Genomic DNA, 12015 nt, shown 5'->3' with positions numbered 1-12015 from the left:
TCAAATATACGTTATTTCAAAAACAAAGCACATAAAAAAGGTCCGCCACCGGCAGACCTTGTATTATTTTTTAAAACGGAACATCGCTGTCATCGTCAAAATTATTCATATTACTTCCGAAAGCTTCATTAGCAGAAGGAAGATTTTTGGTTATAAATGCAGTATCATCGGCATTCATTCGCGAAGGTAATTCATCGAATGGTGAGCTAAAATCATCTAAATTGTCAAATTTACCGAGATTTCCGATAAACTTCAGACGGATATTATCCAATCCCCCGTTACGGTGTTTTGCAACGATAAATTCAGCCTGACCTTGTGTTGGCGAACGTTCTTCATCATCCCATTCATCAATTTTATAGTATTCCGGACGATAGATAAACGATACGATATCGGCATCCTGCTCAATCGCTCCGGACTCCCTTAAGTCGGAAAGTAACGGTCGTTTACTGGCTCCACGGGTTTCTACGGCACGCGATAACTGCGACAGAGCAATTACCGGAACATTTAACTCTTTTGCCAGTGCTTTTAAGTTTCGGGAAATGGTCGAGATTTCCTGCTCACGGTTTCCGCCTCCTTTACCACCTCCACCGGCAGTCATTAACTGAAGGTAATCGATTACGATCATTTTAATTCCATATTGTGAGGCCAGACGTCTGGCTTTGGCACGTAAGTCAAAAATGGAAAGCGAAGGTGTATCATCGATATACAACGGTGCTTTTTCAAGGTTTTTTACTTTAATTGAAAGCTGTTCCCATTCGTGTTTTTCCAATTTTCCGGTACGCAGTTTTTCGGAAGATAAACCAGTTTCGGAAGAGATTAAACGCGTGATCAACTGTACGGATGACATCTCCAGTGAGAATAAAGCTACCGGTGCACCGGCATCGATTGCCATATTTCGCGCCATCGAAAGTACGAATGCGGTTTTACCCATACCCGGACGTGCCGCAATAATAATTAAATCCGAAGGCTGCCAACCGGAGGTTAGTTTATCCAGATCGTGGAAACCGGTCGGAATACCACTCAATCCTTCTTTATTCGAAATTTCTTCAATTCGTTTTTTAGCCTGAATTACTAAACTCTGTGCCGTTTCGGAACTTCTTTTAATATTTCCCTGCGTTACTTCATACAGTTTCGATTCTGCTTTATCCAACAAGTCGAAAACATCGGTTGTTTCGTCGTAACTTTCCTCAATAATCTCATTTGAAATCTTAATCAGACTTCGCTGAATGTATTTTTGCAGGATAATACGCGAGTGAAACTCGATGTGTGCGGAAGATGAAATTTTCTGGGTGAGCTGAATCAGATAGAAATCGCCACCGGACAATTCCAGCTTACCGTTTTTCTTTAATTGAGCCGATACCGTTAATAAGTCAATTGGTTGCGTATCATTGAAAAGTTCAACAATTGCTTCGAAAATGTATTTGTGTGCGTCTTTATAAAAGGCATCGGGTTGTAAGATATCAATTACCTCGTCCACACCTTTTTTATCGATCATCATCGCACCCAAAACTGCTTCTTCTAGGTCTAGTGCCTGAGGTGGCAATTTCCCTTTTTCCAGGTTAATGATAGTAGTTTTATCTACTCGAATGGGGTTTATGTTTTTGAGGTTTTCCATATTGCTAAGGTAGCCATTTTTTGGGTAAAAATATTTTGATTTGTCAGCATATAAATGTTTATAACCGACCTGTTAATGTTGATAAGTAAAAAAAAATCCGAAGTTGTAAGACTTCGGATGATTGTATTTGTAAGTTAATTGTTTTTATTCTTTGAACTCACCCATTTTGCTGTATTTATCCATACGCTGTTCCACCAATTCTTCTGTTGATAAGTCTTTTAACTCATTATATCCTTTCATGATATACTGTTCAACTGTTTTAAAAGTGGTTTCTCTGTCGTAATGGGCACCACCAAGCGGTTCCGGGATAATATCATCGATCAGTTTTTGCTTTTTCATGTCGTATGATGTCAGTTTCAATGCTTCGGCAGCCTGCTCTTTATATTCCCAGCTTCTCCATAAGATCGAAGAACACGATTCCGGAGAAATTACCGAATACCAGGTGTTTTCTAACATATATACTTTATCACCAACACCAATTCCTAATGCTCCACCTGAAGCACCTTCACCCACAATAACAGTGATGATCGGCACTTTTAAACGAATCATTTCGAAAATATTTCTGGCAATCGCTTCACCTTGTCCTCTTTCTTCCGCTTCCAATCCCGGATATGCACCCGGAGTATCTACTAAAGTAACTACAGGAATTCCGAATTTTTCGGCCATTTTCATTAAACGAAGTGCTTTACGATATCCTTCCGGATTTGCCATACCGAAGTTACGGTACTGTCTTGTTTTAGTATTGTATCCTTTTTGCTGACCAACGATCATAAAGGACTGACCTCCGATTTTACCTAAACCACCGATCATTGCTTTGTCGTCCTTAACTCCTCTGTCTCCAAAAAGTTCAAGGAAAGTATCTCCGCAAAGCGCTCTAACGTGATCCATTGTATAGGGTCTGCTTGGATGTCTTGATAACTGTACACGTTGCCAAGCCGTTAGATTTTTATAGATATTTCTTTTCGTTTCTTCTAATTTCTTCTCGATTTGTTTGCAAGTATTTGATACGTCTACATCCGATTCAAGACCTATGATCTGACATTTATCCAATTGATCTTCAAGCTCTTTAATAGGAAGTTCAAAATCTAAATATTCCATTTTCTTATACCTTTTTGGGTTTAGTTGCGCTACAAAGATAAATTATCATTTTATATTGTAGTAACAATTTATTAATTTGTTTTTATTTTTTTATAGTTCTTAGCCACTCCGTTCAGTATAACCGTGAGCAGTATTATCGCTGCTCCCATATAAAACGACGAGCTCATTTTTTCCTTTTCCTTAAAGACTAAAACAGCTAAAATAATTCCGTAAATAGGCTCCAGGTTGATGGTTAGCATAACGGTATACGGACTTAGATACTTCATTACTTTTACCGATGCCAGAAACGCATAGGCCGTACAAATCGAGCCTAATACCAGCAACCAAATGCAATCCGACATGGATAGTATAAAGAAGTCTTTAGTAAAATAGCCTGAGAACAACATATAAAGCGTAAGAAAGCCTACACCGCCCAGCAATTCATAAAACGTAATTACCGAAGCCTCGTGCTTTTGTGCAAATTTTCCATTGATCACTGAAAATAATGCCGATAAAAAAGCCGAAATCAGAGCCAGAACAATTCCTTCCACATAGTTTCCTTCCACCTTAAAAATGATTCCCAATCCGATAACGACGATAACACCGAACAATACTTCGTACCAGATCATTTTCCGCCCGTAAAAAATCGGTTCCAGAAAGGATGCAAAAAAGGCACCGGTAGAAAGACAAGCCAATGTAACTGATATATTGGAGACCTTAATTGCCATAAAAAAGGTTAGCCAATGTAGGGCAATAACGAGTCCGCCGAGTAAAAAGCCGGTCGCTACTTTACCCGAAACCGCAACCGGTCGTTTACGGAATAAAAGAAAAAGGAAAATCAATGATAAAGCAATCATCATTCGATACCATACCAACGGCAATGCTTGTAATGTGATCAATCCGCCTAAAACAGCAGTAAACCCCCATATAAAAACGATTAAATGGAGGTGTACATAACTTTTAATATTATCGTTTTGCATTTCTAAGGAGATATACGGCTAAAATTCCGAAAACAAAATTGGAAAACCATACGGCAACCAATGGCGGAATACTGGATTTTTCGGCCAGTGTAGCAAAGATCTTATCGAAAAAGATAAAAGTAAAGGCAATTGCAATTCCCAATGCCAGATTCACTCCCATTCCTCCTCTTCGTTTCATTGAAGATACTGAAACGGCTATAATAGTCAGAATAAAGGCCGAAACCGGAATACTGTATTTTTTATATTTTACAACCAGATAGGTATTGATATTGGGTGAACCTCGCTGTTTTTCTTTTTCAATAAAACGGTTTAATTCTCCTAATGTCATCGTTTCGGCAACATATACTACCGGAGTTAAATCCTCCAGATCAAAATCCATGTCTACTTTTTTCTGATCTCTTCTTTCAATAACATCGTCCAGTTTACCAATGGTACGCTTACTGTAATTAAATAAAGTATACGTACTATCAGCCGGATTCCATTTGATTCGACTTGCATTGATCTTATATTCTAACTGATCCCCTTTAAATTTTTCATAAGTAAAGTTGAACGCAATCTTTGATTCATAATTAAAATTACTCACATAGATAAATTCATCTTTACTAATTTGCCGGTAGACATCCTGATTTTCCCTGACGGTAGGATTACTGGAGAGATAATTGTACCGGAAATCATTAAATCCCTGACTTGCTTTCGGTACGAGAAAAAATCCCATTACCAAAGAAAACAACGACACCAGTGTTGCACCGATAATGTAAGGCCGCAAAAAGCGACTAAACGAAATTCCGGAACTTAAAATGGCAATAATTTCAGTATTATTAGCCAGTTTTGAGGTAAACCAGATTACCGATAAAAACAGGAATATCGGAAAAAGCAGGTTGGCAAAATATATTGTAAAGTCGTAATAGTATTTTAAAATCGCTGTTAGCGGCACTTTATTAGCCAGCATCTTATTGATTTTTTCGGAAACGTCAATTACAATCCCAATCGGGATGAACATCAATAACATTACCGAAAAGGTTCCCAGATAACGTTTTAAAATATATTTATCAATTATTTTCATCCGGAGTTTCGAAAATTAATAGTTGGCGTTCAATTATAAACGCTGGCTCATTTGTTTCACCATTTTTTGCTTCCATTCATAAAAATCACCGGCAAGAATATGTTGTCTGGCTTCGCGAACCAACCACATATAAAAGCCCAGATTGTGAATTGTAGCAATCTGTTTTCCTAAGTATTCATTTGCTGCAAACAAGTGACGTAAATAGGCTTTTGAATATTCAGTATCTACAAAGGTAATTCCCATTTCATCGATCGGAGAGAAATCGGCTTCCCATTTCTTATTTTTGATATTGATACTTCCGTTAGCCGTAAACAACATTCCGTTACGCGCATTACGGGTTGGCATTACGCAATCAAACATATCAATTCCCAATGCGATATTTTCAAGAATATTGATTGGTGTTCCCACTCCCATCAGGTAACGCGGTTTATCTTCCGGTAAAATGGCCGTAACCACTTCCGTCATTGCATACATTTCTTCAGCCGGTTCCCCAACTGAAAGTCCGCCAATTGCATTACCCTGCGCTCCGACACTCGCTATATATTCTGCCGATTGTTGACGCAAATCTTTATAAGTACTTCCCTGAACAATCGGGAAAAAAGTTTGTTCATAACCGTATTTAAAAGGTAATTTTTCAAGATGCGTGATACAACGATCCAACCAACGGTGTGTCATATGCATCGAACGTTTCGCATAACGATAATCACAAGGATACGGTGTACATTCATCGAAAGCCATGATAATATCCGCTCCGATTGTACGTTGGATTTCCATTACGTTTTCCGGTGAAAAAAAGTGATATGAACCATCAATATGGGATTTAAATTTCACTCCTTCTTCTTTGATTTTCCGATTAGAAGAAAGTGAATACACCTGATAACCGCCACTATCCGTTAATATATTACGATCCCAGTTCATGAACTTGTGTAATCCTCCGGCTTTCTCCAGAATTTCGGTTTGCGGACGCAGGTATAAATGATAGGTATTCCCTAAAATAATATCCGGGTTAATATCATTTTTTAATTCACGCTGGTGTACTCCTTTTACAGAAGCCACCGTTCCTACTGGCATAAATATCGGTGTTTCAATGACACCGTGATCGGTAGTTATACTTCCCGCTCTTGCTTTAGATAGCGGATCTTTGTGTAATAAATCGAACTTCATAATTACTTTTTACAATCGGCAAAGATAATCGAATTCGACAATTGAACAGGACGATACTTAGAAAATATTAACGATAAATCATTTATTTCCTACGGCATTCGGGTCGTAAGCCCAAAAGGCTATTCCATTTTTTTCATTACAAAATAAAATCCTATAGCCGTTATTATTGTTAGCACACCTGTTACAATCCAAAGTACATCAAAACCATAAAACGAAGCGATTCGGGTTCCGCAATACGGCGAAACAATATGCGCTACTGCATAAGCCAAAGCACCGAATCCCATATAAGCGCCGCGATTTGTCACTCCCGAACGCTGAACGGTTACAGTGGCTACAAATGGCATCACCAGTATTTCGGAAATACACAAAAAGAACATGGAGCTATACAGCAATAAAAATTTACCCGGTAAAATCAGCATGGAAAAGGACAAACCGCAAAGAAGGGTTCCGATAATAATTACTTGTCCCGAAGTCATTTTTCGTTCGGCAATATGAACCAACAGCATTTCCAACGCAAATACCACGATACCGCTATACGCTAACAACATCCCTATATCCGCTTCAGATAATTTATGCATCTCTTTATAAAACAACGGCAATGTGCTCAACAATTGAAAAAAACAAATCGCATATAATGCCGTCAATATATTAAAGAGAATAAACTGTTTATCTTTATAGGGTGAAATTTCCTTTTGCGAATCCGCTTCATGCGCTTCTTTTGTCAGTACTGCTTCATTTCCTTTTCGGTTGCGGAAGTAAAAGAAAAACATACTACCGGCTAACACAGCACCGATAGCGTTCCCGTAGAAAAGCCAATCGTATGAAATAAGTGCTAACAAACCACCCAAAGCCGGACCTATCGAAAATCCGAGGTTAATCGCCATCCGATTTAAGGAAAACGCGCGGGTAATATTTTCCGGTTTAGCATAATAAGCTACCGAAACCGAATTGGCCGGACGAAACGAATCGGTGATCACACTTAAAATAAAGATTCCGATTGCTAATGTTGTAACACTTTTAAAAAACGGAAGCACACAGAACATCGGTACAGATAAAAACAAACTGGCCGTCTGAACTTTAAAATGTCCTACTTTATCCGTTAGCCACCCGCCTAACCAGGATCCGGTTACCGCTCCCAATCCGAAACAACTTAAAACCGTTCCGGCTTCTTTTAAAGAGAAATGCAACGCTTGAGTCATATAAATACCCAGAAAAGGCAGTACCATAGCACCACTTCTGTTAATAAAAATAACCAAAGCCAGCATCCAGGCCGGGCGCGACAATCCCCGGTACGAATCCAGATAGATCGTTAAAAATCGTTTCATTTTGTTTATCGGAAATAGAATGTTATAAAAAGTCATTAAAAGTACTATAATTTAAGCAGATCTAACAGGACAATTCCGCATTTATTATACCCATAACATTCATAAAAGAGAAAAAGAGTTGGTACATCTTTAAAATAAAACTATTTTTGCCCTAGTTTAACTTTTACATAAAAAATGAAGCCTAACACTCAACAATTAAACGACTTAACAATTCAGGTTAGAAGAGATATCCTTCGTATGGTTCATGCTGTAAATTCAGGACACCCGGGTGGTTCTCTCGGATGTACAGAATTCCTGGTAGCTTTATACCAAAACGTAATGAACCGCAAAGAAGGTTTTGATATGAACGGTATTGGAGAAGACCTGTTTTTCCTTTCCAACGGACATATCTCACCGGTATTTTATAGCGTATTAGCCCGAAGCGGTTATTTCCCGGTATCGGAATTAGCTACTTTCCGTTTGATCAATTCTCGTTTACAAGGACATCCAACTACACATGAAGGACTTCCGGGTATTCGTGTAGCATCAGGATCATTAGGACAAGGAATGTCGGTAGCCATCGGTGCTGCTTTAACCAAAAAATTAAACGGAGACAATCATATCGTATACAGCTTACACGGTGACGGAGAGTTACAGGAAGGCCAGATATGGGAAGCTGCCATGTATGCTTCTGCTAAAAAAGTTGACAACTACATTGCTACAGTTGACCTTAACGGAAAACAAATTGACGGTACAACTGAGGAAGTTTTATCGCTTGGTGACCTAAATGCTAAATTCACAGCTTTCGGATGGGATGTTTTGGAAATCAAAGAAGGAAACAATCTTGAAGCAATTATTGCCGGAATGACCGAAGCGAAATCAAGAACCGGAAAAGGAAAACCGGTTTGTGTATTATTACATACCGAAATGGGTAACGGAGTTGATTTTATGATGCATACGCACGCTTGGCACGGAAAAGCACCTAACGATGCACAATTAGAGAGTGCTCTGGCGCAAAACCCTGAAACATTAGGCGACTATTAATTCGCTTATCCCGTTTAAAACCTTTTAATTTTAAAGTCAACAATGAAAAAATACACCAATACAGGAAATAAAGATACCCGTTCCGGATTCGGAGCAGGATTAACCGAATTAGGACAAAAGAATGAAAATGTAGTCGCTTTATGTGCCGACCTTATCGGTTCATTAAAAATGGATGACTTCAAGAAAAATCATCCGGAGCGTTTTTTCCAGATCGGTATTGCCGAAGCAAATATGATCGGTATTGCAGCCGGAATGACAATTGGCGGAAAAATTCCTTTTACCGGAACTTTTGCTAACTTCTCAACCGGAAGAGTTTATGATCAGATTCGTCAATCAGTTGCTTATTCGGATAAAAACGTGAAAATTTGTGCTTCTCACGCCGGTTTAACTTTAGGAGAAGACGGTGCAACGCACCAAATCCTTGAAGATATCGGTTTAATGAAAATGCTACCGGGAATGACTGTAATCAATACTTGCGATTACAATCAAACTAAAGCAGCTACTTTAGCTATCGCTGATCATCACGGACCGGTTTACTTACGTTTCGGGCGTCCTTCCGTTCCAAACTTTACACCGGAAAACGGAACATTTGAAATCGGTAAAGCCGTTTTATTAAATGAAGGTACTGATGTAACGATTATCGCTACCGGACATTTAGTATGGGAAGCGCTTGTTGCTGCGGAAGCATTAGAGGCTAAAGGAATCAGTGCTGAAGTAATCAACATTCATACAATTAAACCACTGGACGAAGAAGCAATTCTTAAATCGGTTGCTAAAACAGGATGTGTGGTAACTGCTGAAGAGCACAACATGCTTGGCGGTTTAGGAGAAAGTGTAGCAAGAACATTATCATTACACAATCCGGCTCCACAAGAATATGTTGCCGTTCAGGATAGTTTCGGAGAAAGCGGAACACCGGATCAGTTAATGGAAAAATACAAACTGAACCACCAGGCTATCGAAGCAGCAGCTGAGAAAGTTTTAAAACGTAAATAATTTACCGTAGCTTATAAAAAAAGCGGTTCCGAAATCGGAACCGCTTTTTTATTTCTTATAATTCTATTTTATTAGTGACAACTCGGATCAAGATGTTTCTTCTTTCCGTTACCGCCTTCACAAGTCGGAATCTGGTCATAAGAATATTGTGCGCCTGTAGTTGAGCCCGGTATACGAATCTCATCTTTTGTCAACACACCGTCATTATCATCATCAATATCAAAAATATCAGCTACACCATCACCATCCGTATCAATTAAGACACCGTTTGCATCAAATCCATATTCATAACGCGATAAAACACCATCACCATCCTGATCTAAAAACTGGATGTCGAATAATTTAAATGTAAATACTAATGGCGAATACTCCGGAATACTTCCAACATAACTTGCATAGTATCCTAATCCTGAAGGTAGGAATACCACACCGGCACCATAATCCTCATGACGTAATGTACCATCCGGCACACCTTCACCGTTTGTATTTTCAACTGTCACCCCTCTTTTAAATTCCGGGAAAATATATTCCCATCCTTTAATCGCTCCTATAAGACTAATTTCAGTTGCGTTTGGTGCATAATCAAACTGACCGTCGTTTAACAACAATCCGCGGTAAGACGTAAATACTTTATCAACTCCACAAGGCGCATCACCTGTACCTTCGGCAATCTTCAGGTAATACATTTTATACTCTATATTATGCAATTTTACAATTTTCGATTGCAACGGATAGGTCGTCTGATTCCAAATCGAGACCTGAGAACCGCCGTCCGGAATTGCTTTTATGTTCATTTCATCAACATCGCCATGTGCATTATGAGTCACCTCAATATAATGTGTTTTCAAATAAGCCTCAATAGCTACATTATCAGCAGCAAATTGTTGAGCGTAATCACGGACTTCAACAGTAGCAGCACCTTTATCATCACAGGCAAAAAGAGTTGCCATTAATAAGGCGCTTCCAACTATCTTATATATTCTATTCATTATTAATAAAATTTAACGGTGCAAGATACAATTTTCCTTTATTTTTGTTTTAATATTAACATCGAATTTTGAATTTTCATATGAGAGTGGATAAATATTTGTGGTGCGTCCGATACTACAAAACAAGAAACATCGCCACAGAGGCTTGTAAAAAAGGACATATCACTGTAAATGGGCAGGCTGCCAAACCATCGCGAGAGGTTTTTCCAACCGATAAAATCACATTACGAAAAGACCAAATCAACTATATTCTAACTGTTTTAGACGTTCCGGACAACCGTGTCGGTGCCAAACTGGTCGATATTTACCGTAAAGATGAAACACCGGCAGAAGCATTTGAACATCTGGAGCTACTTCGCTTGTCTAAAGAACATTATCGTGCCAAAGGAACCGGAAGACCAACCAAAAAAGATCGTCGTGACATTGACGATTATACTGATGATAACATAGATTTTGAAGATGATGCCGTTTAACAAAGAATACTGGGAAAACCGTTACTTAAACGATGAAGCGCCCTGGGATACCGGTTCTATTACCGCACCCTTAAAAGAATATATTGATCAAATTATAGATAAAACGCTTAAAATCCTGATTCCGGGTGCCGGTAACGCACATGAACTGGATTATCTTTTTTCACAGGGTTTCCATAATGTTTTTATTATTGACCTGGCTCCCACTCCTTTAGAAAACATAAAATCACGAAATCCGAATTTCCCGGATTCTCAATTACTATTGGGTGATTTTTTTGATCTGAATGATACGTTTGATTTGATTTTAGAGCAAACCTTTTTTTGCGCCCTGTCACCGGAATTACGTCCGCAATATGCTGTAAAGATGCACGAAATCCTAAAACCCGGCGGAAAGATAGCCGGATTGTTATTTGATTTTCCGCTTACGGAAGCCGGCCCTCCGTTTGGCGGTAGCGAAACCGAATACCGAGGCCTTTTTGCAGACACTTTTACTATCAAAAAACTAGAAAGAGCACATAACTCGATTAAACCGAGACAGGATCGGGAACTGTTTTTTATCTTTGAAAAAAAAATAACAACACAACAACTATGAAGAATATCATTCTGACACAACAGGAAATCAATCATAAAACCAAGCGAATTGCTTATCAGATTTATGAAACTTTTGCTGATGAGAAGGAGGTCGTTTTAGCCGGTATTGCGGCCAACGGCTATATTTTCGCCCAAAAAATTGCAAGGGAACTGGAACAGATTTCCGATTTAAAAGTCGTTTTATGCGAAGTAAAAATCAACAAAACACAACCACAGGAAGCGATACAAACCTCTTTAACACCGGAAGAATACAAGAATAAATGTCTGGTATTGATTGACGATGTTTTAAACTCCGGTACCACGTTGATTTACGGTGTAAAACACTTTTTAGATGTTCCGTTAAAGAAATTCAAAACTGCGGTACTTGTTGATCGTAATCATAAAAAATACCCGGTAAAAGCGGATTTTAAAGGCTTATCATTATCGACTTCCCTGTTGGAACACATACAGGTTGTTTTTGAAGATACAGATGAATATGCATATTTAAGCTAAACTGCTTCATTTTTTACAATCAAGAGAACATTCTTCTTTTATCAAAAAGACTTAAAAATTTACACCCGACTTCAACAAGTCGGGTATTTTTTTTATCATTCTGCAAAGTCTATCCTAAAATACATTTTTCCGCTAAAAACCGGAAGTCGGTTGAGCCTTCCGTAAAATAAGCCTTCCGATTTTGTGTACTGCACGGGAAAACGTTTATATACTGGCCAAATACATATTAC

General features: G+C 38.6%; 12 protein-coding genes. 5 read left to right on the top strand and 7 right to left on the bottom strand.

Going from position 1 to position 12015, the window contains the following annotated elements:
* Positions 1-70: 70 nt before the first annotated feature.
* The 6 genes from dnaB to NOX80_RS08985 all read right to left on the bottom strand — a co-directional run bounded on the left by dnaB (position 71) and on the right by NOX80_RS08985 (position 7224).
* Entirely contained in the window at positions 71-1615 is a 1545-nt protein-coding gene (gene dnaB / locus NOX80_RS09010; RefSeq protein WP_256552952.1) for a replicative DNA helicase, read from the bottom strand.
* Positions 1616-1759: 144 nt separating this feature from the next.
* A complete protein-coding gene (locus NOX80_RS09005; RefSeq protein ID WP_256552951.1) occupies positions 1760-2713 on the bottom strand; it encodes an acetyl-CoA carboxylase carboxyltransferase subunit alpha in 954 nt (317 codons plus the stop codon).
* A gap of 71 nt (positions 2714-2784) precedes the next feature.
* The gene (locus NOX80_RS09000) at positions 2785-3672 is read right to left on the bottom strand and encodes a DMT family transporter (protein ID WP_256552950.1); all 888 of its coding nucleotides are present in this window, start codon (positions 3670-3672) and stop codon (positions 2785-2787) included.
* Complete coding sequence (locus NOX80_RS08995; protein ID WP_256552949.1) at positions 3659-4735, bottom strand: LptF/LptG family permease; 1077 nt, start codon at positions 4733-4735, stop codon at positions 3659-3661. The genes NOX80_RS09000 and NOX80_RS08995 overlap by 14 nt, the downstream gene beginning before the upstream one ends.
* Positions 4736-4768: 33 nt before the next feature.
* On the bottom strand, positions 4769-5899 hold the full coding sequence (gene tgt, locus NOX80_RS08990) for a tRNA guanosine(34) transglycosylase Tgt (protein ID WP_256552948.1): 1131 nt from the start codon (positions 5897-5899) through the stop codon (positions 4769-4771).
* A gap of 119 nt (positions 5900-6018) precedes the next feature.
* Entirely contained in the window at positions 6019-7224 is a 1206-nt protein-coding gene (locus tag NOX80_RS08985) for an MDR family MFS transporter (protein WP_256552947.1), read from the bottom strand.
* Between the two features lie 174 nt (positions 7225-7398).
* On the opposite strand from NOX80_RS08985, the gene NOX80_RS08980 reads away from it, so the two are divergent.
* Both NOX80_RS08980 and NOX80_RS08975 read left to right on the top strand, forming a co-directional pair.
* Entirely contained in the window at positions 7399-8247 is an 849-nt protein-coding gene (locus tag NOX80_RS08980; RefSeq protein WP_256552946.1) for a transketolase, read from the top strand.
* Positions 8248-8289: 42 nt separating this feature from the next.
* Positions 8290-9243, top strand: coding sequence for a transketolase family protein (locus tag NOX80_RS08975; RefSeq protein WP_256552945.1), 954 nt, complete (start codon positions 8290-8292; stop codon positions 9241-9243).
* A 71-nt stretch (positions 9244-9314) separates the two neighbouring features.
* Here the strand turns inward: NOX80_RS08975 and NOX80_RS08970 are convergent, their stop codons facing one another.
* Positions 9315-10232, bottom strand: coding sequence for an FKBP-type peptidyl-prolyl cis-trans isomerase (locus tag NOX80_RS08970; RefSeq protein ID WP_256552944.1), 918 nt, complete (start codon positions 10230-10232; stop codon positions 9315-9317).
* 80 nt (positions 10233-10312) lie between these two features.
* On the opposite strand from NOX80_RS08970, the gene NOX80_RS08965 reads away from it, so the two are divergent.
* The 3 genes from NOX80_RS08965 to NOX80_RS08955 are packed head-to-tail and all read left to right on the top strand — an operon-like array spanning position 10313 to position 11785.
* A complete protein-coding gene (locus NOX80_RS08965; protein ID WP_256552943.1) occupies positions 10313-10705 on the top strand; it encodes an RNA-binding S4 domain-containing protein in 393 nt (130 codons plus the stop codon).
* Complete coding sequence (locus tag NOX80_RS08960; RefSeq protein ID WP_371926085.1) at positions 10692-11294, top strand: methyltransferase domain-containing protein; 603 nt, start codon at positions 10692-10694, stop codon at positions 11292-11294. The genes NOX80_RS08965 and NOX80_RS08960 overlap by 14 nt, the downstream gene beginning before the upstream one ends.
* Positions 11291-11785 (top strand): phosphoribosyltransferase family protein, encoded by a 495-nt coding sequence (locus NOX80_RS08955; RefSeq protein ID WP_256552942.1) that lies wholly within the window; start codon positions 11291-11293, stop codon positions 11783-11785. The genes NOX80_RS08960 and NOX80_RS08955 overlap by 4 nt, the downstream gene beginning before the upstream one ends.
* Positions 11786-12015: the final 230 nt, after the last annotated feature.

The organism is Flavobacterium cerinum (genome assembly GCF_024496085.1).
Taxonomy (GTDB): Bacteria; Bacteroidota; Bacteroidia; order Flavobacteriales; family Flavobacteriaceae; genus Flavobacterium; species Flavobacterium cerinum_A.
The sequence above is the reverse complement of the archived record's forward strand: the minus strand, read 5'-3'. Positions and strand labels throughout refer to the sequence as shown.